This window comes from Mesorhizobium sp. B2-1-8 (genome assembly GCF_006442545.2).
Classification (GTDB): Bacteria; Pseudomonadota; Alphaproteobacteria; order Rhizobiales; family Rhizobiaceae; genus Mesorhizobium.
Map to the genome: position 1 here is coordinate 384697 of NZ_CP083952.1, position 22769 is coordinate 407465.

General features: G+C 62.2%; 21 protein-coding genes and 1 riboswitch. Of the genes, 15 read left to right on the top strand and 6 right to left on the bottom strand.

All coding sequences use genetic code 11. The annotated features are described in order from the left end of the window. Positions 1-121: 121 nt before the first annotated feature. From FJ970_RS01760 to FJ970_RS01775, 4 genes are read left to right on the top strand one after another with little or no spacing between them, the layout of a single operon-like run. Positions 122-1135: a carbohydrate ABC transporter permease gene (locus FJ970_RS01760; protein WP_140757189.1), complete on the top strand. Its 1014-nt coding sequence runs from the start codon at positions 122-124 to the stop codon at positions 1133-1135. Between the two features lies 1 nt (position 1136). Next, positions 1137-2291, top strand: a complete 1155-nt coding sequence (locus tag FJ970_RS01765) for a carbohydrate ABC transporter permease (protein WP_140757191.1) — start codon at positions 1137-1139, stop codon at positions 2289-2291. A 4-nt stretch (positions 2292-2295) separates the two neighbouring features. After that, a complete protein-coding gene (locus tag FJ970_RS01770) occupies positions 2296-3960 on the top strand; it encodes an alpha-glucosidase family protein (RefSeq protein ID WP_140757193.1) in 1665 nt (554 codons plus the stop codon). Between the two features lie 30 nt (positions 3961-3990). Continuing rightward, on the top strand, positions 3991-5103 hold the full coding sequence (locus tag FJ970_RS01775) for an ABC transporter ATP-binding protein (protein WP_140757195.1): 1113 nt from the start codon (positions 3991-3993) through the stop codon (positions 5101-5103). A gap of 79 nt (positions 5104-5182) precedes the next feature. On the opposite strand, the gene FJ970_RS01780 is transcribed toward FJ970_RS01775, so the two are convergent. From FJ970_RS01780 to FJ970_RS01790, 3 genes are all read right to left on the bottom strand, one after another. After that, positions 5183-5422, bottom strand: coding sequence for a DUF680 domain-containing protein (locus FJ970_RS01780; protein WP_140757197.1), 240 nt, complete (start codon positions 5420-5422; stop codon positions 5183-5185). 66 nt (positions 5423-5488) lie between these two features. Further along, entirely contained in the window at positions 5489-5692 is a 204-nt protein-coding gene (locus FJ970_RS01785; protein WP_140757199.1) for a DUF680 domain-containing protein, read from the bottom strand. Positions 5693-5763: 71 nt separating this feature from the next. Continuing rightward, entirely contained in the window at positions 5764-5961 is a 198-nt protein-coding gene (locus FJ970_RS01790) for a DUF680 domain-containing protein (protein WP_140757201.1), read from the bottom strand. A 493-nt stretch (positions 5962-6454) separates the two neighbouring features. Further along, positions 6455-6657, top strand: a riboswitch (cobalamin riboswitch). Between the two features lie 114 nt (positions 6658-6771). Here FJ970_RS01790 and FJ970_RS01795 point away from each other — a divergent pair. The 3 genes from FJ970_RS01795 (at position 6772) to FJ970_RS01805 (ending at position 11298) form a co-directional block, all read left to right on the top strand. Continuing rightward, positions 6772-8019 carry an aromatic ring-hydroxylating oxygenase subunit alpha gene (locus FJ970_RS01795; protein WP_140757203.1) on the top strand — a complete coding sequence of 416 codons (1248 nt, stop codon included), beginning with the start codon at positions 6772-6774 and terminating at the stop codon, positions 8017-8019. Between the two features lie 20 nt (positions 8020-8039). Further along, a complete protein-coding gene (locus FJ970_RS01800; RefSeq protein ID WP_140757205.1) occupies positions 8040-9140 on the top strand; it encodes a hybrid-cluster NAD(P)-dependent oxidoreductase in 1101 nt (366 codons plus the stop codon). Positions 9141-9669: 529 nt separating this feature from the next. Beyond that, positions 9670-11298: a hypothetical protein gene (locus tag FJ970_RS01805; RefSeq protein WP_140757209.1), complete on the top strand. Its 1629-nt coding sequence runs from the start codon at positions 9670-9672 to the stop codon at positions 11296-11298. On the opposite strand, the gene FJ970_RS01810 is transcribed toward FJ970_RS01805, so the two are convergent. Next, positions 11261-11878: an alpha-ketoglutarate-dependent dioxygenase AlkB family protein gene (locus tag FJ970_RS01810; protein WP_140757211.1), complete on the bottom strand. Its 618-nt coding sequence runs from the start codon at positions 11876-11878 to the stop codon at positions 11261-11263. The genes FJ970_RS01805 and FJ970_RS01810 overlap by 38 nt on opposite strands. Here FJ970_RS01810 and FJ970_RS01815 point away from each other — a divergent pair. Further along, the gene (locus FJ970_RS01815; RefSeq protein WP_140757213.1) at positions 11877-12062 is read left to right on the top strand and encodes a hypothetical protein; all 186 of its coding nucleotides are present in this window, start codon (positions 11877-11879) and stop codon (positions 12060-12062) included. The two genes, FJ970_RS01810 and FJ970_RS01815, sit on opposite strands and share 2 nt — an antisense overlap. An 8-nt stretch (positions 12063-12070) precedes the next feature. Here FJ970_RS01815 and arfB read toward each other — a convergent pair whose 3' ends face one another. Beyond that, the gene (gene arfB / locus FJ970_RS01820) at positions 12071-12508 is read right to left on the bottom strand and encodes an alternative ribosome rescue aminoacyl-tRNA hydrolase ArfB (RefSeq protein WP_140757215.1); all 438 of its coding nucleotides are present in this window, start codon (positions 12506-12508) and stop codon (positions 12071-12073) included. A 90-nt stretch (positions 12509-12598) separates the two neighbouring features. Beyond that, a complete protein-coding gene (locus tag FJ970_RS01825; RefSeq protein WP_140757217.1) occupies positions 12599-14209 on the bottom strand; it encodes a phosphoenolpyruvate carboxykinase in 1611 nt (536 codons plus the stop codon). A 344-nt stretch (positions 14210-14553) separates the two neighbouring features. Here FJ970_RS01825 and FJ970_RS01830 point away from each other — a divergent pair, with 344 nt between their 5' ends. The 7 genes from FJ970_RS01830 to FJ970_RS01860 all read left to right on the top strand — a co-directional run bounded on the left by FJ970_RS01830 (position 14554) and on the right by FJ970_RS01860 (position 22766). Next, entirely contained in the window at positions 14554-15255 is a 702-nt protein-coding gene (locus tag FJ970_RS01830) for a response regulator transcription factor (RefSeq protein WP_010912942.1), read from the top strand. A gap of 83 nt (positions 15256-15338) precedes the next feature. Further along, entirely contained in the window at positions 15339-17123 is a 1785-nt protein-coding gene (locus FJ970_RS01835; protein WP_140757219.1) for a stimulus-sensing domain-containing protein, read from the top strand. A gap of 12 nt (positions 17124-17135) precedes the next feature. Next, a complete protein-coding gene (locus FJ970_RS01840) occupies positions 17136-17594 on the top strand; it encodes an HPr kinase/phosphorylase (RefSeq protein WP_140757221.1) in 459 nt (152 codons plus the stop codon). 164 nt (positions 17595-17758) lie between these two features. Further along, on the top strand, positions 17759-18160 hold the full coding sequence (locus FJ970_RS01845) for a PTS sugar transporter subunit IIA (protein ID WP_010912939.1): 402 nt from the start codon (positions 17759-17761) through the stop codon (positions 18158-18160). Continuing rightward, positions 18157-18453 carry an HPr family phosphocarrier protein gene (locus FJ970_RS01850; RefSeq protein WP_140757225.1) on the top strand — a complete coding sequence of 99 codons (297 nt, stop codon included), beginning with the start codon at positions 18157-18159 and terminating at the stop codon, positions 18451-18453. The genes FJ970_RS01845 and FJ970_RS01850 overlap by 4 nt, the downstream gene beginning before the upstream one ends. A 168-nt stretch (positions 18454-18621) precedes the next feature. Next, positions 18622-20022 (top strand): adenosylhomocysteinase, encoded by a 1401-nt coding sequence (ahcY, locus tag FJ970_RS01855; RefSeq protein WP_140757227.1) that lies wholly within the window; start codon positions 18622-18624, stop codon positions 20020-20022. A gap of 188 nt (positions 20023-20210) precedes the next feature. Then, the gene (locus FJ970_RS01860; RefSeq protein ID WP_140757229.1) at positions 20211-22766 is read left to right on the top strand and encodes a sensor histidine kinase; all 2556 of its coding nucleotides are present in this window, start codon (positions 20211-20213) and stop codon (positions 22764-22766) included. Positions 22767-22769: the final 3 nt, after the last annotated feature.

A 22769-nucleotide genomic window follows, 5' to 3' on the forward strand; every position in this document is an offset into this window, starting at 1 on the left:
CCCGGATCCAGACCGGCGATGCCCGCCGTAGCCTTCGCGTTTCGATTGTTCCGAATGACTGAAAGTCGGCGCATCCGGTCGCCAGCATCGCCTGGCCGATCATGCGCAGGGAGAGGGACCCATGGCGGCTCAGATTTTCTCGGCAATATTCGTCATCATCATCGGCGTCGGTGGCTGTGTCGCCTATTTCTGGGGCGCCAACAAACTGCTCGACCTGATCTTCCCAGCGCGTGGGGTGTCCGGGACGGCCGCCGTCAACAATCTGCGCCGGCAGGGACTGGTGCGGCCCTGGCTGTTCGTGGGTCCGGCGCTGATCATCCTGACCATCTACCTGATCTATCCGGTGATCGCGACGCTGTGGCTGTCTTTCTTCGACCGCGGCGGCACGAGTTTCGCGGGGTTCGCCAACTACGAATGGGCGCTGCGCGATCCGGATCTGCGAAACGCGATCCTGAACAACATCCTTTGGCTGGCGGTGGTGCCGGCGGCCTGCACCTTCCTCGGCCTGATCATCGCCGTGCTCACCGACAAGATATGGTGGGGCACGATCGCCAAGAGCCTGATCTTCCTGCCACTGGCCATCTCCTTCGTCGGCGCCAGCGTGATCTGGAAGTTCATCTACGAATATCGTGGCGACGGCCAGATCCAGATCGGCCTGCTCAACGCCATCATCCAGCATTTCGGCGGCCAGCCGCAGGTCTGGATATCACTGCCGTTCTGGAACAACTTCTTCCTGATGATCATCCTGATCTGGATCCAGACCGGTTTCGCCATGGTCATCCTGTCCTCGGCGCTGCGCGGCATCCCCGAAGAAACGCTGGAAGCGGCGGTCATAGACGGCGCCAACCCGTTCCAGATCTTCTGGAAGATCATGGTGCCGCAGATCTGGGGCACCATCGCGGTGGTGTGGACCACCATCACCATCCTGGTGCTGAAAGTGTTCGACATCGTCTTGACCATGACCAACGGTCAATGGAACAGCCAGGTGCTGGCCAATCTGATGTTCGACTGGATGTTCCGCGGCGGCGGCGACTTCGGCCGCGGCGCGACCATTGCCATCATCATCATGATCGCGGTCATTCCAATCATGATCTGGAACATCCGCCAGGCCAACAAAGAGACGGGAGGGCACTGAGATGGCCGTCGCGACCGGAAATTCCTTCGCCAGCCGTTTCGGCGTCCATATCGCGGTGCTCGTCTTCGTGGTGATCTGGACCATCCCCACGCTCGGCATCCTCGTCTCGTCGCTGCGCGACAAGGACCAGATCATCGCCTCGGGCTGGTGGAATTCCTTCGCCAGTTCCAGCCAGACCGAGGCTGGGCGCCTGCCGCCCGCCTCCGCGCAGACCCAGAAGGACGGCAAGTTCGTCCTCGAGGGCAACATCTTCGGCGACGGCGCCAAGCGCAACATCAGCGCCTTCGGCGTCAAGGCGGCAGCACCTACACAATATCCGGCCGGCACATCGGCCGACCTCGGTGACGGCGTGACCCTGCAGGTCAATGCCGACGGCAGCTTCGTCATGGCATCGCCCAAGGCCTTCGAAGGCGATCGCGGCCAGCGCGTCTACTACGCCTCGTCGGCGCCGCCGAAATTCACCCCCGACAACTACCAGACCGTGCTGTTCTCCGAAGGCATCGGCCGCTCCTTCATGAATTCGCTGACGGTCACCATACCGGCGACGGTGATCCCGATCCTGATAGCGGCCTTTGCCGCCTACGCGCTGGCCTGGATGCGGTTTCCCGGACGCGCCTTGCTGATAGCGGTCATCATCGGCCTCCTGGTGGTGCCGCTGCAGATGTCGCTGATCCCGCTGCTCAGGCTCTACAACGGCGTCGGCACTTTCTTCGGCGTGCCGTCCAAGACCTATCTCGGCATCTGGCTGGCGCATACCGGCTTCGGCCTGCCCTTCGCCATCTATCTGCTTCGGAGCTATATTGCCGGCCTGCCGCGCGAGATCATGGAATCGGCGCGCATCGACGGCGCCAGCGATTTCGAGATCTTCGTCAAGATCGTGCTGCCGCTGTCCTTCCCGGTGCTTGCCTCCTTCGCCATCTTCCAATTCCTGTGGGTATGGAACGATCTCCTGGTGGCAATGGTTTTCCTCGGAACCGCGCCCGACCAGATCGTGCTGACGGCCAAGCTCAATGCGCTGCTCGGCTCGCGTGGCGGCAACTGGGAGATCCTGACGACATCGGCCTTCATCACCATCATCGTGCCGCTGATCGTCTTCTTCTCGCTGCAGCGCTATTTCGTCCGCGGGCTGCTGGCCGGCTCGGTGAAAGGAGGTTGAGACCATGCAATCGGCTTTGAAGGCGACTTCGAAACCAGACCCCGCCGTCGACCGCGACTGGTGGCGGGGCGCGGTGATCTACCAGATCTATCCGCGCAGCTATCAGGACTCCAATGACGACGGCATCGGCGACCTAAAGGGCATCATCGGCAGGCTGCCCTACATTGCCGCTCTTGGCGCGGATGCCATCTGGATCTCGCCGTTCTTCAAATCGCCAATGAAGGATTTCGGCTACGACGTCTCGGATTATTGCGACGTCGACCCGATGTTCGGCACGCTGGCGGATTTCGACGCCCTGACGGCGGAGGCACACCGGCTGGGTCTCAAGGTGATGATCGACGAGGTGCTGTCGCACACCGCCGACATCCATCCCTGGTTTGGGGAAAGCCGCTCCAGCCGCACCAATCCGAAGGCCGACTGGTATGTCTGGGCGGACGCAAGGCCCGACGGCACGCCGCCCAACAATTGGCTGTCGATCTTCGGCGGCTCGGCCTGGCAATGGGACACCAGCCGCCAGCAATACTACCTGCACAATTTCCTGGCCGAGCAGCCGGACCTCAACTTTCATAGCCGCCAGGTCCAGGACGCGCTGCTCGACGTCACCCGCTTCTGGCTGGAGCGCGGCGTCGACGGCTTCCGCCTCGACACGATCAATTTCTACTTCCACAGCCAGGGGCTGGAAAACAACCCGCCGCTGCCGCCGGAAGAGCGCAACGACCAGACGGCGCCGGCGGTCAACCCCTACAACTACCAGGATCATATCTACGACAAGAGCCGGCCGGAGAACCTCGCCTTCCTCGAGCGCTTCCGGGCGCTGCTCGACGAGTATCCGGCCACCGCCGCGGTCGGCGAAGTCGGCGATTCGCAGCGCGGGCTGGACGTGGTCGCCGCCTATACCGCCGGCGGCAAGCGCGTGCATATGTGCTATTCCTTCGACTTCCTGGCGCCGGAAAAGATCAGCGCCGCCAAGGTCCGCTCGGTGCTGGAAGCTTTTGGCAGGGTGGCCAGCGACGGCTGGTCGTGCTGGGCGTTTTCCAACCATGACGTGATGCGCCCGGCTTCGCGCTGGGCCGCCGACGAAGCCGACCCGACCGCTTATCTCAAGGTCATCTCGGCATTGCTGATGTCGTTGCGCGGCTCGGTCTGCATCTACCAGGGCGAAGAACTCGGGCTCGGCGAGGCCGATCTGCGCTTCGAGGACCTGCAGGACCCCTATGGCATTCGCTTCTGGCCCGAATTCAAGGGCCGTGACGGCTGCCGCACGCCCATGGTATGGGATGGCAGCGCCAGGAATGGCGGCTTCTCCCAGGCAAAGCCCTGGCTGCCGGTGCCAGCCAAGCATCTGTCAAAGGCGGTCAACGTGCAGCAAGGTGACCAAACCTCGCTGCTCGAGCATTACCGGCGCTTTCTCGCCTTCCGCCGCGCCCATCCGGCACTGGCCAAGGGCGACATCACCTTCATCGAAAGCCAGGGCGACACCGTCGCTTTCACGCGCCGGGCGGGCAATGAGGAGGTCGTCTGCGTCTTCAATCTGGCTGCCGCGCCGGCGAAGGTTGACCTCGGCAACCGAACCCTGCAACCTTTGGCGGGACACGGGTTTTCCGGGCAGGCAAGCACCGGTTCGGTCGAGCTCGGCGGCTACGGCGCCTGGTTCGGGCGCATAGACTGAAACATCCGAGGAATCACTGGGAGGAAACCAATGGCCGATGTCAATTTGAGGCAAGTGAAGAAGTCCTACGGCAATCTCAACATTCTCCACGGCATCGACCTCGACATCAAATCGGGCGAGTTCATCGTCTTCGTCGGTCCGTCGGGCTGCGGCAAGTCGACCTTGCTGCGCTCGATCGCCGGGCTCGAGGAGATCACGGCGGGTGAACTCAGGATCGACGGCCAGGTGGTCAACGACGTGCCTCCGTCGAAGCGCGGCATCGCCATGGTGTTCCAGTCCTACGCGCTCTATCCGCACATGACCGTCTACGACAACATGGCCTTCTCGATGAAGATCGGCAAGGAAAGCAAGGCCGAGATCGACAAGCGGGTGCGGCAGGCAGCCGAGATCCTGCAGCTGACCAAATATCTCGACCGCCTGCCCAAGGCGATGTCGGGCGGCCAGCGCCAGCGTGTCGCCATCGGCCGCGCCATCGTGCGCAATCCGAAAGTGTTCCTGTTCGACGAGCCGCTGTCGAACCTTGACGCGGCACTGCGCGTCGCCACGCGCATCGAGATCGCCAAGCTCAAGGAATCCATGCCCAACACGACCATGATCTACGTCACGCACGACCAGGTCGAGGCGATGACGCTGGCCGACCGCATCGTCGTGCTCAAGGACGGCCACATCGAGCAGGTCGGCACGCCGATGGAGCTCTACAAGAACCCCGGCAACCTCTTCGTCGCCCAGTTCATCGGCTCGCCGGCCATGAACATCCTGCCGGCGACGGTCGACAAGACGGGCAACCCAACCATCATCAGCCATGTCGGCGGACGCAAGGCGACGGTACCGATCGCGACGCCTGCCTCGGCAAAGGGAGCGGCGGTCAGCTTCGGCGTGCGGCCGGAAGATCTCGCGATCGCCAGTGGTAGCGACTATCTGTTCGAGGGGACGGTCGATTATCTCGAGCAGCTCGGCGAGGTCCAGCTGGTCTATATCGACATCGGCCGGGCCGACCTGCCGCTGGTGACCAAGTTGCCGGGCAATGTCGAGGTCAAGCGCGGCTCGACGTTGCGGCTGACCGCCAATGCCGGCGACCTTCATATCTTCGATGCGGATGGACGGTCGTTCGCGCTGCACGAAGCGGAAGCAAAAGCCGCCTGAGACCACAACCTGTCTCGACGACGCAAAAAGAGAGCGGCGGGCAAACCCGCCGCTCTCTTTTGTATATCACCACGGCTGGTTAGTTGTTGCCGAAGAGATTGCGATCAGCACCCTGATGCGCCGGCTTCTGCACGTCGCCGGACGAATTGAGCAGCTTGTAGACGGGCGAGTCGCTGTTGCGGATCGAACCCGTATGCGACGTATCGACGTTGACGGTCGCCTGCTTGTTGATGTCGGTGCCGCCAACGTTGTCGTTGCCGGCATAGGCGCCGCCAGCGGCAATCAGAAGAGCGGCGGCGGTAAGAACAATCTTTTTCATTTTTTTACTCCGATATTTTCGAATTCAAGGGACGGGCTGAGCGCGCCGTCCCTGCTTGACGAGATGTTAGTTGTTGCCGAACAGGTTGCGATCGGCGCCGTGCTGGACGGGCTCCTGGTTGGCAGGAGCCGACTTGTCGACCGAAGCGGTGTACGAGTTGTCCACCGCGGCAGCAGGCTGGTTGGCACCGTTGGAGCCATAGTTGTCGCTGGCAAAAGCGCTGCCGGAAATAGCCAGAACGGCGGCGGCGGCAATAAGGATCTTGTTCATTTTAGACACTCCTGAATTTGTTGAATTCCACCGGACCGGCGGGCAAGCCCGCCATCCGTGCGGATAGGCCGTTAGCGACCGAAGAGGTTGCGATCGCTGCCCTGAGCAGGCGCCTGAGCAACCGGCTCCGACGTCTTGGTGGAGGTGGAAGCGGTGTACGAGCTGTCCACGGCTGATGCGGGCTGATTGGCACCGTAATTGTCGCTACCAGCGAAGGCGCTGCCGGAAATCGCCAGAAGGGCGGCGGCAGTGAGAACAATCTTTTTCATTTTGGGTACTCCAGTATTTTCCCGTCCGTCTAGCGGCGTGTCTTGGGATTAAAATCGCGTCGTTCGGACAGCTCCGATGTGGGAGAGCCCCGCGGCCGTTTCCAATCACGAAGTTGTTCAGCGTGGACCATGACTCCACCACTTGAAATTGTACCAGGGCTTTCCACATCCGCTCTTTTTCTTCGTGATATCAATTGGTTATCTAAATCCAACGCCTCGATCATCAACTGTGTCGGAGGCTCGGCGTTCACACCCTCTTGCACGCACCGTCAACAGAAACGAACCGTTCGGTTCGATTTTAGACTCTGCTAATAGTCACTTTTTGAAACCGTTAACCTTCTCGCCCGCGGCAAAGGGGTCGAAAACGGTGCCGGCGCGTCTGGCGACGGAGGTCGATTCCAACGGCTACGACCCTGTCACGGCGATCCAGCGTGCGTGTCGCGCCGCATGGATGCGATGTCGCTTTCGTGCCGATGTCGCAAAGCCTGCCGTGATTAGATCAGGCATCTCAGGTGCCGCTGCGTGACGACGGAGCGGAGAATTGGGAAGCCGGTCAGATTCCGGCGCTGCCCCCGCAACGGTGGTGGAGTTCAAGTCGCAACGGGAGACCACTGGGCGAAGGCCTGGGAAGGTGTCGCGATGGTCCGCAAGGACAACTCCAGAGCCCGGAAACCAGCCCGAGATGGCCAGAACTCGACTGATCGCGGTGGGCGGTCAAGAGGCGGATGGTGTTTGTCCGGCTTTTTGCCGATCTGCGTCCAGTCCTTCCTCAATCACCACCAGTTCAGTCCTTGAAACTGAGGACAGGACATGGACGCGCGCAACGACATGCTGAGGCTCTTGAACAGCCGCAAACAAGGCTTTTCGCTGGAACAGCCCTTTTACACCGACCCGGACTACTTCAAGCTGGACATGGAGCTGATCTGGTATCGCGACTGGCTGTTCATCGGCCATGATTGCGAGTTGCCCAAGCCGGGCAGCTTCATCACCGTGCAGATCGGCGATTATCCGGTCGTGCTGGTGCGCGATCAGCAGGGCAAGATCAACGCCTTCCATAATTCCTGCCGCCATCGCGGCAGCCGCGTCTGCAACACCGACAAGGGCATGGCCGCCAAACTGGTCTGTCCCTATCACCAGTGGACCTACGAGCTCGACGGCCGGCTGCTGTTCGCCCGCCAGATGGCCGATGGGTTCGACAAGAGCCAGTTCGGGCTGAAGCCGGTCGCCTGCGAAAGCGTCGCCGGCTATGTCTTCATCTGCCTGGCCAAGGAGCCCGCCGACTTCGCGCCGATGCGGGCGATGATCGAGCCCTATCTGAAGCCGCACCGGCTCAGCGAGGCCAAGATCGCCTTCGAGAGCACGATCATCGAGAAGGGCAACTGGAAGCTGGTCTGGGAAAACAACCGCGAATGCTATCATTGTGCGGGCAATCATCCGGAGCTGTGCAAGACCTTCCCGGAAGCACCGACCGTGACCGGCGTGCAAGGGGCCGACAGCGATCCGGAGATGCTGGCGCACTGGGCGAAATGCGAGGCTGCTGGCCTACCCAGCAAATTCCGCATCGACCCGGCCGGGCAATACCGCGCCACCCGCGCGCCGCTGCTGCGCGATGCCCAGAGCTACACGATGACCGGCAAGCGGGCGGTGAAGAAGAACCTGTCCGACAGCGTTTCGGCCGACCGGATCGGCACGCTGATGCACTATCACTACCCGACAACCTGGAATCATATCCTCATCGACCATGCCGTCACCTTCCGCGTGCTGCCGGTCAGCGCCACGGAGACGGCGGTGACGACCAAATGGCTGGTACACAAGGATGCGGTCGAGGGCGTCGACTACGATCTCGCCGAACTCACCCATGTCTGGACCGAAACCAACGACCAGGATCGCCGCATCGTCGAAGAGAACGCCTTCGGTATCCTATCGCCCGCTTACGAGCCCGGCCCCTATTCCGAGCTGCATGAGGGCGGTGTGATCCAGTTCGTCGACTGGTATGCCCGCTTCATCGGACCGCGCCTTGCCGAAGGTGGCCGGCCTGCGCTGCGCAGCGTCGCATGAGAGGCTGAGGGATGAATGCGATGACCGACCTTGGCCTTTATCGTCATCTCGACCAGATGGCGCCCTGGAACGACAGGCTGCAGGTGCTGGAAGTGACCGGCGTCAGCGACGAGGCGCCGGACGTGAAGACCTTCACCTTCCGGTCCGACAACCAGACCTGGTTCCGCTACAAGCCAGGCCAGTTCGTGACGCTGGAACTGCCGACGCCGGACGGCCCGCTGATGCGCACCTACACGCTGTCGTCCTCGCCGTCGCGGCCGTTCTCGATCGCGGTGACGGTGAAGGCGCAAGCGGGCAGCGTCGGCACACGCTGGATGTTCGATCACCTGGCGCCGGGCTCGCACGTCAAGGCCTATGGACCAGGCGGCGACTTTTCACTGCACAGCCATCCGGCGGCGAAGTATCTGTTCGTCTCGGCCGGTTCCGGCGTGACGCCGATGATGTCGATGCTGCGCTGGCTGAACGACTGCGCGCCATGGACCGATGTCGGCTTCGTCAACTGCGCGCGGCGCCCGGAAGAGATCATCTTTCGCAAGGAGCTCGAGCTGCTCGGTGGCCATATGCCGGGCCTGTCGCTCGGCTTCATGATCGAGGAGCGGTCGAGCCGCGAGGGCTGGTACGGCCATATGGGCCGCATCGACGCCATCCGGCTGCCGCTCCTGGCACCCGATTTCCGCGAACGCGAAATCTTCTGCTGCGGCCCAGATCCCTTCATGCGCGCCGTGCGCGGCATGCTGGAAGCCGCCGGCTTCGACATGACAAAGTACCATCAGGAGAGCTTTGCCGCACCGACCGTGGAGGAAATCCCGGCGCCGTTCGCGGCGCCGGCGCAGGACGGTGTGGCTATCCCCGTCGAAGCCGCGACGCCGATCCGATTCGCGCTTTCGGATGTCGACGCCGAATGCGTCGCCGGCCAGACCGTGCTGCAGACGGCGCGTGCCTCGGGCGTGCGGATACCGGCGGCCTGCGAATTCGGCCTGTGCGGAACCTGCAAGGTGAAGAAAGTCTCCGGCAGCGTCGAGATGAGCCACAATGGCGGCATCCTCGATCATGAGGTCGACGATGGCTTCATCCTGGCCTGTTGTTCCAAGCCATTGTCGGCGCTGGAAATCGAGGCTTGATACCGAACTGATCGCAGAAATGGTCGGCACCTTGCCGGCACAGCTTGCCTTGCCGGGATATCGTTTTCGAATCCTTCGATGGCGAGGCCGTGGTGCTCAACCTTGCCAATGGCAAATATTTCGGCCGTCGCGGCAGTTCCGCCAATGGGACGATCAGGCGACGGTCGCCGCCTATGGCGCATTGCCTTTCCAGCTTGTCTCGGCGGAATTCTTGCTCATTGGCTGATAGCGGGAAGGCGCCACGATGCGCGATTAACAGCCCTTTAGGTAATCCCCGCTAGCTTTCAGGGTCAGTTCCAGCGATTTCGGGGGCAGCGGGTGATCGATGTGAGCACTGCCGTGGGGCGAGTGACCCGGCACCGGTGGCACCTATCTCGATGCTGCTTGATACGCTGGGCGCGACCGCACGATCGGCTTCTGCTTTCGACCACATCGGCTCGGGTTCCTCAATTACAGAGGCAGGCGTAGCTGTGCTCCCAGGATTTCGTCGTTCTGCGTAAAAGTGATGTTTGTTGGAGCGGTCCCGAGCGTGGCAAATGTAAGAAACATCAATACCGCGACTGGCTTTGCGTCTTCGATCGGAAGCTTGTCAGCGGTCTGGCTTGTTGCGACCGTGGTGGTGTTCTCGCTTTTTATGCCATGGGCAGCCGGCGACAATACCGATGTTAGCTGGCTCATTCTTATCTGCGAAAAGGTTCTTGATGGCCAGAAGCTCTATGTCGATATTCTAGAAACCAATCCACCTTTTTCCGTCGCCCTCTATATTGGGCCGGTATGGCTGTCTCAAAGGCTCGGCATTTCGCCGGAATCGGCGATTGAATTCTTTATTTATATGGTTTTTTTCGTTTCAATTGCGCTGTCGGCGGTCGTCATCGAGCGAAGCCGAATTTTCGTCGATGTGAAGACGCAATGGATATATCCCGCGCTAGCGGTTTTGCTTCTCATCATGCCTGGTAATGTTTTCGGCCAGCGCGAGCACATTGGCACGATGTTGTTCATGCCGATGCTGTTCCTGATGATGTGGCGGATTGAACCCGGTGCGGCTGCATCGGTTCCTCTTAGCCTTGCCGTGGCGGTCGGCCTAGCGGGAAGTGTGCTGGTTCTGGTCAAACCACATTGGGCAGCTGGCATCGTACTGCCCTATCTCTTTATCGCTTGGCGCAAACGCTCGGCAATGGCGTGCTTGACTGCCGAAAACGTCGTCATCTTCACAGTTTGCGCTGCCTATCTCGTCAGCGTGTATATATGGTTTCCCGAATTTCTTGGCGCCTTCCTACAATTGCTGCTACGCTACTATGTCAGCCTGCGAGCCAACGTAAACATTTTCGCCGCATTGCCGACTTTTACGGTCTTTGTCGTTTTCGCGGTCTTCCAGATGCGTAGATCAGTCTGGCGAGACGACGTTGCGCTGGCGGTGGCGAGTGCCGCTGGCTTCTTCGTCTCCATGCTTTACCTGGGAAAATACTGGCCCAATCACCAGTATCCTTATCAGGCTACGTTGCTGGTCGCGATGCTGCTGGCAGTGGCATCGCGATGGAGAATGGCGCTTGGTCTTACAAATACAGAGGCTGCTTCCGAGGTAGCCAGCGTCAGGCTCCACGCCGCAGCCGCGCTGGCTGTGATCGTTGCACTTTCGGTGATGCACCACCAGTCTTACCAGTTGCCTGAGAAAAGCCTGGTCGATGCCATCAAGAGCCGTTATGCCTCGCCTTCGGTCGTCCAGGTCAGTTCCGACCTGTCAGTCGGCAATCCGCTGACAAGGATGACCAACGGTCGCTGGCTGTCGGCCTATGCTCATGATTGGGTTGGCACCTATGCGCTTTGGGGACTGATGCGGGGTGAGTATCAAGGCGAGGACGAGCGCATCGCGCGGCAGGACCTTGATAGTTATACTCGCTACGTCAATTCCCTGATCCGGGACAACAGGCCCGATATCATCCTGATGGATCGGCTAAACAAGAAAAAATCAGCGTGGCCGCTGACGGCGAACTTTCCGCCAATTTGGATCGTGTGGATGCGCCAGAATGCGGATTTCCAAATCTTGATGGAGGATTATGAGGAAATCGCGAGTGGGGACTATATTGAAGTCTATGCGCGACGCTCGGATGCCCATAGCTCGCTCACTCAGGCTTCGTCACCCGCCGCAGCGTCAGATTGATCCTGCCACCGTTCTTGAGCAGCGTCGAGGTCGAAGGGTAGATGCGGTCGACGCCATGGAAGGCAAGACGGCCCTCGCCGCCAAGCACGACGACATCGCCGCTCTTCAGCCTGAACGATTTGGTGGCGCCATCGCGCGTTGTCTGGCCAACCCTGAACAGGCAGTCGTCGCCCAGCGAGACCGAGACGACCGGTGCCGAGAACTCGGCCTCGTCGCGATCCTGATGCAGGCCCATCTTCGCGTCGGCCGTGTAGAAATTGATCAGGCAGGCCTGCGGTGGATTCGGATAGCCCGATACCTGCCGCCACAGATCGAGCAGGCTGTCTGGGATGGGCGGCCACGGCTCTCCGGTCAGTGGATGCGTCGGCTGGTAGCGATAGCCGCGTTCCTTGTCGGTGACCCAGCCGAGCGGACCGCAATTGGTCATGCGCACGCTCATCTCCTTGCCGGTCCGCGGCATGGCCGGCACGAACAGCGGCGCTTGCTGGACGATGCTCCTCACCTCCTCGACCAGCGTCTCCTGGACGGCGCGGGACAGATGGCCCGGCATGTGGCGGACGCCCTTGGGCAGAACGAGCATGGAATTGGCTCACCTCGCGGATATTCGGAGCCGCAGGATGCCACCATCACAGGCATGGGGCGACCCGAAATCCGTCGTCGATCTCATTGAAATTGCCGAAGCGGGAATGGGCGGTGAATTCGCGTTTCCCAATTGGCCAAAGACAGTGACGGACAAAGAATGCGAAGCCGTTTCGTACACGTGATGGTGGTGCTAATCGTTTTCCACCCGGCCGCGCAGCTTCTTGATCGTGCCGCGTCCCGCCTTGCTCTTCAGCCGCCGCTCGACCGCGCCTTTCGACGGCCGTGTCTTCTTGCGCGGCGGCGGCGGTGGTTCGGCAGCCTTGGCCACCAGTGCCGCGAGCCTCGCCCGCGCATCGGCGCGGTTCTGTTCCTGCGTGCGGAAGCGTCCGGCCTCGATGACGATGACACCGTCCTTGGTGGCGCGCTGGCCGGCAAGTTTTATGGTCCGCTCGCGCACGCGCTCCGACAGACCCTCCGCGTTTTGCGCGTCGAAGCGAAGCTGCACCGCCGTCGCCACCTTGTTGACGTTCTGGCCGCCGGGACCGGACGAGCGGATGAAATCCTCGTGCAGGTCGCCCGGGCGGATCACGGCTTCGCCCGATATGATGATGTCGTCGTCGATCGGCATGCCGCAGTCATGGCGCGGCGGACCGAAAAAGAAAAGGCCCGATCGAAACCGGGCCTTCAATGGTGCTGAGTGACAACGATGCCCTGGCGATTACTCCGCCGCTACCTGCATGTGGGGCGCCGCGCCCATGACGGTTGCATCGACATGCGGTTCGAATTTCTCGAAATTGACGGCGAACATGCCTACCAGCCTTGCCGCCTGCAGGTCATAGGCAGCCTTGTCGATCCAGGTGGAGCGCGGATCGAGAATGGCGCTGTCGACGCCAGGCACGGCCTCCGGCACCTCGAAGCCGAAATTGGCGTCGGTGCGGAACCTGGCCGTCTTCAGCGAACCGTCGAGGGCGGCGGCGAGCAAGGCGCGCGTCGCCTTGATCGGCATGCGCCTGCCGGTGCCATGGGCGCCGCCGGTCCAGCCGGTGTTGACCAGCCAGCAATCGGCGCCGTGGCGGGCGATCAGCTCGCGCAGAAGATTGCCGTATTCCGACGGATGGCGCGGCATGAACGGTGCGCCGAAGCAGGTCGAGAAGGTCGCCTCGGGCTCGGTCACGCCCTTTTCGGTTCCGGCCACCTTGGCCGTGTAGCCGGAGAGGAAATGATACATCGCCTGCGCCGGCGTCAGCCGCGCGATCGGCGGCATCACGCCGAAAGCGTCGGCGGTCAGCATGATGATGTTTTTCGGGTGACTGGCGCGCCCGGTCTTCGAGGCATTGGGGATGAAGTCGAGCGGATAGGCGCAGCGTGTGTTTTCGGTGAGCCGACCGTCATTGAAATCCGGCACGGCATAGGCGTCGAGCACGACGTTTTCCAACACGGTGCCGAAGCGCTGCGTGGTGGCGAAGATCTCCGGCTCGGCTTCCGCCGACAGCTTGATGGTCTTGGCGTAGCAGCCGCCTTCGAAATTGAAGATGCCGTGCGGACCCCAGCCATGCTCGTCGTCGCCGATCAAGGTGCGCGACGGATCGGCCGACAGCGTGGTCTTGCCGGTGCCCGACAGGCCGAAGAAGATGGCGGCATCGCCGGCCGGTCCCTCATTGGCCGAGCAGTGCATCGGCATCACGCCCTTCTCCGGCAGGAGGTAGTTGAGCATGGTGAACACCGACTTCTTCATCTCGCCGGCATAGGAGGTGCCGCCGATCAGCACGATCTTGCGTGTCAGGTCGACGGCGATCACCGTCTCGGTGCGGCTGCCATGGCGGGCGGGATCGGCACGGAAGGACGGCAGGTCGATGATGGTCATCCCGGGCACGAACTGTTCGAGTTCGGCCGCGTCGGGACGGATGAGCAGGTTGCGGATGAACAGCGAGTGCCAGGCAAATTCGGTGATCACCCTGGTGGGCAGCTTGAGCTCCGCGTCGGCGCCGCCGACCAGATCTTGCACATAGAGATCCCTGTCCGCGGCGTGGGCCTGGAAATCGGCGAGCAGAGTGTCGAATTGGGTCGGCGAGATCGCCTTGTTGTTATCCCACCAGACTTGCGGTTCGGTGGCACCGTCGCGAACGACGAACTTGTCCTTGGGCGAGCGACCGGTGTGCTGTCCGGTCTCGGCGACAAGCGCGCCATGCGCGGTCAGCCGGGCTTCACCGCGCCGGATCGCTTCCTCGTAGAGGGCAGCCGCACCGAAATTATAGCGCACCACGCCGGAGGTTTTCAGACCGACACGATCGATCGCGCAGGCAGGATTGCGTTTGCCGACTTCCGACATTTGTGGCCCTTCTCAAGCTTGCCGCATCTTCGCCGGCATATTTCCGGCACACCTGCCAAGCAGGCCAAGATGGTCAGAACCAGAAAAGCCAAACGATATCAAATCTTTAATCGATTTAAAAAATTTGAAAGTTGTTTAAATCGTTTATATATGCAAAAAGTTTCGTGGTTGCCCAAAGGATTGGCGGTTATCGTTCGTCCAATCCGTGTCGAGGTAGGATTGTGGCCGCCGGCACGCCGCTCGTGACAGCGGAAAAGGCCTATGCCACATTTTGTACCTAATTTGTCCTGCAAAAGCCCCTTCTCTTACGACAGAAGGGACAGCTCATGAGGGAGCCGCTTGAAATGGCAACAATCGCGCTTGTCGATGACGACCGCAACATTCTGACATCGGTGTCGATCGCCCTCGAATCCGAGGGGTATCGTGTCGAGACCTATACGGATGGTGCGTCCGCGCTGGAAGGCCTGGCGGCCCGGCCGCCGAACCTCGCCATCCTCGACATCAAGATGCCGCGCATGGACGGCATGGAACTTCTGCGCCGGATGCGCCAGAAATCCGACCTGCCGGTGATCTTCCTGACCTCCAAGGACGACGAGATCGATGAATTGTTCGGCCTCAAGATGGGCGCCGACGACTTCATCCGCAAACCGTTCTCGCAGCGCCTGCTGGTCGAGCGGGTGCGCGCGGTTTTGCGCCGGGCCAGCGCCCGCGAGGCCGCGGCAAAAGCGCCCAGCCAGCAGGCCCGCTCGCTCGAGCGCGGCCAACTCGTGATGGACCAGGAACGCCATACCTGCACTTGGAAAGGCGAGCCGGTGACGCTCACCGTCACCGAGTTCCTGATCCTGCATTCGCTGGCGCAACGCCCCGGTGTGGTAAAAAGCCGTGATGCGCTGATGGATTCGGCTTATGATGAGCAGGTCTATGTCGATGACCGCACGATCGACAGCCACATCAAGCGGCTGCGCAAGAAGTTCAAGGCCGTCGACGACGACTTCGAGATGATCGAAACCCTTTACGGAGTCGGATACCGGTTCCGCGAAGCATAATTTGATGCATGTCGACCAAAAGCGGTCCCGGGCTCGGGACTGCGACATGTATCAAACCAAGGACTAGCGGGAGCTGCTATTCGATGGCAGTGGAAGCACAGCGAAGCAGGTCGACGGGCGCCGCCAGGCGGCCGTCGCGCATCATGCCTTCCTTCGTGTCGAAAATCACGGTGCCGATGCGCCGGTTCCTCGGCCACCACATCTTTTCCAGCCTGACGCGGCGTATCCTCTTCCTCAACCTTGCCGGCCTGGCTGTCCTGGTCACCGGCATCCTCTACCTCAACACCTTCCGCGACGGGCTGATCGACGCGCGCGTGGAAAGTCTGATGACGCAAGGCGAGATCATCGCCGGCGCCATCGCGGCGTCGGCGACGGTCGAGACGGATTCGATCAGCATCGACCCGGAAAAGCTGCTCGAGCTGCAGGCCGGCGAAAGCCTGGGACCTGGCTCTGACCAGCTCGACAATCTGGATTTTCCGATCAACCCAGAGCGCGTGGCGCCGGTGTTGCGGCGGCTGATCTCACCGACCCGCACCCGTGCCCGCATCTACGACCGCGATGCCAACCTGCTATTGGATTCGCGCCATCTCTATTCGCGCGGTCAGATCCTGCGCTACGACCTGCCGCCGGTGGAAGAGGAAGAGCCCGACCTCGTCGAGCGCATCCAGAAGTTCATCTTCGACTTCTTCCGCAACACTGACCTGCCGGTCTATCATGAGCAGCCTGGCGGCAACGGCGCCGCCTTCCCCGAAGTGGTCAAGGCGCTTACCGGCAGCCCGTCGACCATCGTGCGCGTCTCCGAGCAGGGCGAGCAGATCGTCTCAGTGGCGGTGCCGATCCAGCGTTTTCGCGCCGTTCTCGGTGTGCTGATGCTGTCGACCGAAGGCGGCGACATCGACAAGATCGTCGCCGCCGAACGCAAGGCGATCCTGCGCGTCTTCGGCATCGCGGCGCTCGTCACCGCCATCCTGTCCATGCTCCTGGCCTCCACCATCGCCAACCCGCTGCGCCGGCTGTCCGCCGCTGCCGTACGGGTCAGGCGCGGCGTCAAGAGCCGCGAGGAAATCCCCGACTTTTCCGACCGCCAGGACGAGATCGGCAATCTGTCGGTCGCCGTGCGCGACATGACCAACGCGCTCTATGCGCGCATCGAGGCGATCGAGAGTTTCGCCGCCGATGTGTCGCATGAGCTGAAGAACCCGCTGACGTCGCTGCGCAGTGCCGTCGAAACATTGCCGCTCGCGAAGAACGACACCTCACGCGCACGTCTGATGGAGATCATCCAGCATGACGTCAAACGGCTGGACCGTCTCATCACCGACATTTCCGACGCCTCCCGCCTCGACGCGGAACTGGCGCGCGAAGATGCCGGCACCGTCGACCTGAAGAAATTCGTCACCGACCTCGTCGCTGTTTCGCGTGAAACGACGCGCAACAAGAAGGCGGTCGAGATCGAGCTCAAGATTGCCAAGCTGCCGCAGGGCGCCAAGGGCTATGTCGTCGTCGGCCATGATCTGCGCATCGGCCAGGTCATCACCAACCTGATCGAGAACGCCCGCTCGTTCGTGCCCGAGGACCATGGCCACATCAGCCTGTCGCTGGGGCGCGCCGGCAAGTTCAACATCCTGACCATCGACGACAATGGCCCCGGCATCCGCGCCGACAACATCGACCGCATCTTCGAACGCTTCTATACCGATCGGCCCGCCGGCGAGGCGTTCGGCCAGAATTCGGGGCTTGGCCTGTCGATCTCCAGGCAGATCGTCGAGGCCCATGGCGGCACGCTGACCGCCGAAAACATCCCCGGCACCAAGCCCGGCGAGATCAAGGGTGCGCGCTTCGTCGTGACGCTGCCGGCCGAGGGATGATCGCCGATCGTTATGGATTGCGACGTGCGGCCTGAGAACGTTCACGCCACGGCACTGCTGATCGGCGAGCGCGGCATCTTCATCACCGGGTCGTCCGGGTCGGGCAAGACGACGCTGGCGCTGACGCTGATCGGCCATTGCATGCGGCGCGGATTGTTCTCGCGGCTCGTCGGCGACGATCAGCTCTTCGTCGAAGCCCATGCGGGGCGGCTGGTGTGCCGTGCGCCCGCCACCATCGAGGGCCTGGCCGAAGTACCGGGACTTGGGCCACGGCCTCTGCCGTTCGAGCCGGCCTGCGTCGTCGACCTGCATGTGCGGCTGTTGCCGGCCGCCGAAATCGCACGCTTCCAGGAGGACGTCCGCGACGACCTCGCCGGCTGCACGGTGGCGTGCATCGATCTGGGCGAGCGCAATGTCGCGGTTGCCTTGCCCGCCGTGATGGCGCGGCTATCGATCGCGCCTTTTCTATGATCCGCCCTGGGTTTTTTGCTGCAATGCGTCAAAATGGCATGGGCCGGCGCAATTTTGGGCTTGTCAACGGGCCGCGCGTCGACAAGATAGCGCTCCCGCCGCCTGGAATGGCTGGCGAACATAAAATGCGCCTGTGAAGCGGCGATGACGGGAGCCACCAAAGAATGATCGGACTCGTGCTTGTAACGCACGGTCAACTGGCCACCGAGTTCAGACATGCCGTCGAACATGTCGTCGGGCCACAAGACAATTTCGAAACCGTGGCGATCGGTGCCGACGACGATATGGAGCAGCGTCGCCGCGACATCGTCGACGCGGTCGCCCGTGTCGATACGGGAGCAGGTGTGATCGTGTTGACCGACATGTTCGGCGGCACGCCATCCAACCTTGCAATCTCGGTGATGGAGTCCGGCCGAACCGAAGTGATCGCCGGCATGAACCTGCCGATGCTGATCAAGCTGTCGTCGATCCGCAAGGGCGACAACATGGCGGCGGCGCTCGATGAAGCGCAGGCCGCGGGCCGCAAATACATCAACGTCGCCAGCCAGCTTTTGAGCAGTAAATGAACGCGATATCCCCGGAAAAAGACCAGATCGTCCGGGAGTTTCCGATCGTCAACCAGCGCGGGCTGCATGCGCGCGCTTCGGCGAAGTTCGTCCAGCTTGCCAGCGGCTTCAACGCTTCAGTCCATGTCGAGAAGGACGGCGTCAGGGTCGGCGGCACCTCGATCATGGGCCTGATGATGCTGGCCGCCAGCCCGGGATACTCGATCCGCGTCACCGCCAGCGGCCCGGAGGCGCTCGAGGTCATGGATGCGCTGGAGCAGCTTGTCGCCTCCCGTTTCGGCGAAGAGTGCTGACCCCGAGTCAGCTCTCCGAGACATGCACGAATAAAGATTTCTTTATATCCCATTGTCGTGTGAAGCCTGATCTGCTAGTCAGGCCGGCAATTCGCGCCCTTGGAAATGTCTTCCGGCACGGGCGCATCCGCTAAAAATTCGCATAACAATTCGCATCGGAGCACTGCCATGACGGGTAGCAAGGACTATGTGGTCGCCGACATCTCGCTTGCCGGCTGGGGCCGCAAGGAACTCGATATCGCCGAAACCGAAATGCCGGGCCTGATGGCCTGCCGCGAGGAATTCGGCGCCAAGCAGCCGCTCAAGGGCGCGCGCATCACCGGTTCACTGCACATGACCATCCAGACAGCGGTGCTGATCGAGACGCTGAAGGTGCTCGGCGCCGACATCCGCTGGGCGTCCTGCAACATCTTCTCGACCCAGGACCACGCCGCCGCGGCCATCGCCGAGGCCGGCATTCCGGTCTTCGCCGTCAAGGGCGAGAGCCTCGAGCAGTACTGGGACTACACCGACAGGATCTTCCAGTGGGCCGACGGCGGCCTCTCCAACATGATCCTCGATGATGGCGGCGACGCCACCATGTACATCCTGATCGGCGCCCGTGCCGAGGCCGGCGAGGACGTGCTGTCCAATCCGCAGAGCGAGGAAGAGGAATACTTCTATGCCCAGGTGAAAAAGCGCCTGAAGGCTTCGCCGGGCTTCTTCACCAAGCAGAAGGCGGCGATCCGCGGCGTCACCGAAGAGACGACGACCGGCGTCAACCGGCTCTACCAGTTGCAGAAGAAGGGCCTGCTGCCCTTCCCGGCCATCAACGTCAACGACTCGGTCACCAAGTCGAAGTTCGACAACAAATATGGCTGCAAGGAATCGCTGGTCGACGGCATCCGCCGCGGCACCGACACGATGATGGCCGGCAAGGTCGCGGTCGTCTGCGGCTATGGCGACGTCGGCAAGGGCTCGTCGGCCTCGCTCAAGGGCGCGGGCGCCCGCGTCAAGGTCACCGAGGTCGATCCGATCTGCGCGCTGCAGGCGGCGATGGACGGCTTTGAAGTGGTCACGCTGGAAGATGCGGCACCGACCGCCGACATCGTCATCACCACCACCGGCAACAAGGATGTCGTCACCCTCGACCATATGCGCTCGATGAAGGACATGGTGATCGTCGGCAACATCGGCCATTTCGACAACGAGATCCAGGTCGCATCGCTGCGCAATCTGAAGTGGACCAATGTTAAGCCGCAGGTTGACATGATCACCTTCCCCGACGGCAAGCGGATGATCCTCCTGTCGGAGGGCCGCCTGCTCAATCTCGGCAACGCCACCGGCCATCCGAGCTTCGTCATGTCGGCGTCCTTCACCAACCAGGTGCTGGCGCAGATCGAGCTGTTCACCAAGGGTGAGCAGTACCAGAACCAGGTCTATGTGCTGCCCAAGCATCTCGACGAGAAGGTGGCGCGCCTGCATCTCGACAAGCTCGGCGCCCGCCTGACCGAGCTATCGGGCGAGCAGGCCGCCTATATCGGCGTCACGCCGCAGGGCCCGTTCAAGCCGGAACACTACCGCTATTAACCAAAGCCGAAATTACTACAAGATATTGATGCCGGGCGATTGACTTTTCGCCCGGCATTATTTTTGCGTCGAATGATTCTTCACGCCGATTCCAGCAGGCGCTATTGTTGTGATTCGCGGGTCCAGGGGCGAGGACCGGCGCACGCGTCAGGGCGGTCTTGCATTCAGGCGGCGAAGAGGACCAAGACATGCCGGGGGAAAACCCGCTTCACGCGGGACAGGCCGTTTCCGGCGGCCACGACGATTCGGTGACCAGAGGCTCCGCGGCATGGCGCGGGCGCCGTTCGTGGCGTGGCCGCGCGGGGCTGCTGCTTGCCGGCTCCACGCTTGCCGGTCCGTTGCTTGGCGGCGCCGCACGCGCCCAAGGCGCCGATGCGGCCGCAGCCAGCCTTTCGGTCAGCACGATCGAGGTCATGCAGCTTGCCGTCTTTGCCGGGGTGATGGGAGCGGCATTCCTGTCGGCCATCTTTCTCATTCGCGAACGGGCACGCACGTCGGCGGAGAATGTCGACCTGAGAAGCCGTATTGCCGACGTCAACGCGGCGCTGCGCCGCTCGGAGGCGCTGCTCAATCTGCGCGACCAGCGTGTGGTCATCTGGGCCTCGGAAAACAAGAAGCCCGAACTGATCGGCACATTGCCGGTCGAAAGCGGCGCACCCGAGGAGCGGGCGGCATTCCTGGCCTTCGGCCGCTGGCTGATGCCGCGTTCGGCGGCAGCACTCGAACATGCCGTCGCCGGGTTGCGCGAAAAGGCCAAGCCCTTCGACCTCGTCATCGAATCCCAGGCTGGTGCCCCGCTCGAAGTGCATGGCCGCAAGAGTGCCGCGCATATCCTGGTGCGGTTTGTTTCGCTTTCCGAAACGCAGCGCAGCCAGGCGCGACTGAAAATCGACAACCAGCGGCTGGCCGCCGACCATGAGACGATGATCGGCCTGATCGAGGCGCTGAAGATGCCGGCGTGGCTGCGTGACGAGCATGGCCGCCTCAAATGGGTCAACCGGGCCTATGCCGATGCGGTCGAAGCCGAGAGCGCGGAAGCTGCCGTGCGGGACGCCAAGGAGTTCCTCGGCGGCCAGGCGCGCGACGCCATCGCCACGCAACACAAAACGCATCCGGTGTTCGAGCAATCGCTTTCGACGGTAATCGAAGGCGACCGCCGCGTGTTCGCGGTGACCGACTTTGCCGGCGCCGACGGTTCGGCCGGCCTTGCCTGCGACACCAGCGCCATCGAGGCCATCCGTGGCGAATATGAGCGGACCGTGCGCAGCCACGCCGATACGCTCGACCAGCTCAACACCGCGGTCGCCATCTTCGACACCGACGAGAAACTGCGCTTCTTCAACCAGGCCTTCCAGAAACTCTGGGGCCTCGACCCGGGCTTCCTGCACAGCGCGCCCGACAATGCTCTTTTGCTCGACCGGCTGCGCAGCGAGGGCAAGATCGCCGAACAGCCGGAATGGCGCCGCTGGAAGGAAGGCCTGCTCGGCGCCTACCGTGCGGTCGAATCTCAGGAACACTGGTGGCACCTGCCCGACGGCAAGACGATCCGTGTCGTCGCCAATCCGCAACCCAAGGGCGGCGTCACCTGGGTGTTCGAGAACCTGACCGAGAAGATGGATCTCGAAAGCCGCTACCGCACCGCGGTCCGGGTCCAGGGCGAAACGCTCGACAATCTCGCCGAAGGCGTCGCGGTGTTCGGCCCCGATGGCCGGCTGCGGCTGTCGAACCCGGCCTTTGCCACGCTGTGGGGACTGGACAAGGAAGCCGCCAAGCCCAACGTGCACGTATCGGCCATACGCGAGCTCTCCGAACGGCAAGCGGTCGAGAGCCCCTGGCCCGGCTTCGTCGCCGCCATCACCGGCTTCGACGACGAGCGCCGCGACCGCCACGGCCAGACCGAGCTCAACAACGGCACCGTACTACGATACGCCGTGATCCCGCTGCCCAACGGGCAAGTGATGATGACCTTCGTCGATGTCACCGACAGCGTCCACGTCGAACGCGCGCTCAAGGACAGGAACGAGGCGCTCGAAAAATCAGATCAGCTCAAGAACGAATTCGTCCAGCATGTGTCCTACGAACTGCGTTCGCCGCTGACCAACATCATCGGCTTCACAGAGCTGCTGTCGCTGCCGGCGACCGGACCGTTGACGCAGAAGCAGCGCGAATATGTCGAGCATGTCGGCTCGTCCTCATCGGTGCTGCTGACCATCGTCAACGACATACTCGACCTGGCGACGGTCGATGCCGGCATCATGCAGCTCGACATTTCCGAAGTGCATGTCGATCGCACCATCGCGGCCGCCGCCGAGCTTGTCGCCGACCGGCTGGAGGAGCATTCGATCCGGCTTGCGGTCGACGCCGCCGCAGCGCCGAAGACGTTTCATGGCGATGAAACCCGCATCCGCCAGATCCTCTACAATCTGCTGAGCAACGCCGCCAATTACGCGCCGGAGGCCAGCACCATCCGGCTGGCCTGCCGCCAGCTGGCGGACGGGGTCGAGTTCTCGGTTCATGACGATGGCCCTGGCATGCCGCCCGACGTGCTCGATTCGGTGTTCCGCCGCTTCGAGCCGCGCGCCAATGGCGGCCGCCGGCGCGGCGCTGGCCTCGGCCTGTCGATCGTCAAGAGCTTTGTCGAACTGCATGGCGGCGCCGTTCGCATCGAAACCGGCAGGGACAAGGGCACGACCGTCATCTGCACCTTTCCCGACATGCCGGGTATCCGCGCAGCGGCCGAGTAGCGC

What these genes read in the sequence shown, in the direction of transcription:
- FJ970_RS01760 (WP_140757189.1), top strand. Translation starts at nt 122, where the DNA reads ATGGCGGCTCAGATTTTCTCGGCAATATTCGTCATCATCATCGGCGTC.
- FJ970_RS01765 (WP_140757191.1), top strand. Translation starts at nt 1,137, where the DNA reads ATGGCCGTCGCGACCGGAAATTCCTTCGCCAGCCGTTTCGGCGTCCAT.
- FJ970_RS01770 (WP_140757193.1), top strand. Translation starts at nt 2,296, where the DNA reads ATGCAATCGGCTTTGAAGGCGACTTCGAAACCAGACCCCGCCGTCGAC.
- FJ970_RS01775 (WP_140757195.1), top strand. Translation starts at nt 3,991, where the DNA reads ATGGCCGATGTCAATTTGAGGCAAGTGAAGAAGTCCTACGGCAATCTC.
- FJ970_RS01780 (WP_140757197.1), bottom strand. Translation starts at nt 5,422, where the DNA reads ATGAAAAAGATTGTTCTTACCGCCGCCGCTCTTCTGATTGCCGCTGGC.
- FJ970_RS01785 (WP_140757199.1), bottom strand. Translation starts at nt 5,692, where the DNA reads ATGAACAAGATCCTTATTGCCGCCGCCGCCGTTCTGGCTATTTCCGGC.
- FJ970_RS01790 (WP_140757201.1), bottom strand. Translation starts at nt 5,961, where the DNA reads ATGAAAAAGATTGTTCTCACTGCCGCCGCCCTTCTGGCGATTTCCGGC.
- FJ970_RS01795 (WP_140757203.1), top strand. Translation starts at nt 6,772, where the DNA reads ATGGACGCGCGCAACGACATGCTGAGGCTCTTGAACAGCCGCAAACAA.
- FJ970_RS01800 (WP_140757205.1), top strand. Translation starts at nt 8,040, where the DNA reads ATGACCGACCTTGGCCTTTATCGTCATCTCGACCAGATGGCGCCCTGG.
- FJ970_RS01815 (WP_140757213.1), top strand. Translation starts at nt 11,877, where the DNA reads ATGGAATTGGCTCACCTCGCGGATATTCGGAGCCGCAGGATGCCACCA.
- FJ970_RS01810 (WP_140757211.1), bottom strand. Translation starts at nt 11,878, where the DNA reads ATGCTCGTTCTGCCCAAGGGCGTCCGCCACATGCCGGGCCATCTGTCC.
- arfB (WP_140757215.1), bottom strand. Translation starts at nt 12,508, where the DNA reads ATGCCGATCGACGACGACATCATCATATCGGGCGAAGCCGTGATCCGC.
- FJ970_RS01825 (WP_140757217.1), bottom strand. Translation starts at nt 14,209, where the DNA reads ATGTCGGAAGTCGGCAAACGCAATCCTGCCTGCGCGATCGATCGTGTC.
- FJ970_RS01830 (WP_010912942.1), top strand. Translation starts at nt 14,554, where the DNA reads ATGGCAACAATCGCGCTTGTCGATGACGACCGCAACATTCTGACATCG.
- FJ970_RS01835 (WP_140757219.1), top strand. Translation starts at nt 15,339, where the DNA reads ATGGCAGTGGAAGCACAGCGAAGCAGGTCGACGGGCGCCGCCAGGCGG.
- FJ970_RS01840 (WP_140757221.1), top strand. Translation starts at nt 17,136, where the DNA reads ATGGATTGCGACGTGCGGCCTGAGAACGTTCACGCCACGGCACTGCTG.
- FJ970_RS01845 (WP_010912939.1), top strand. Translation starts at nt 17,759, where the DNA reads ATGATCGGACTCGTGCTTGTAACGCACGGTCAACTGGCCACCGAGTTC.
- FJ970_RS01850 (WP_140757225.1), top strand. Translation starts at nt 18,157, where the DNA reads ATGAACGCGATATCCCCGGAAAAAGACCAGATCGTCCGGGAGTTTCCG.
- ahcY (WP_140757227.1), top strand. Translation starts at nt 18,622, where the DNA reads ATGACGGGTAGCAAGGACTATGTGGTCGCCGACATCTCGCTTGCCGGC.
- FJ970_RS01860 (WP_140757229.1), top strand. Translation starts at nt 20,211, where the DNA reads ATGCCGGGGGAAAACCCGCTTCACGCGGGACAGGCCGTTTCCGGCGGC.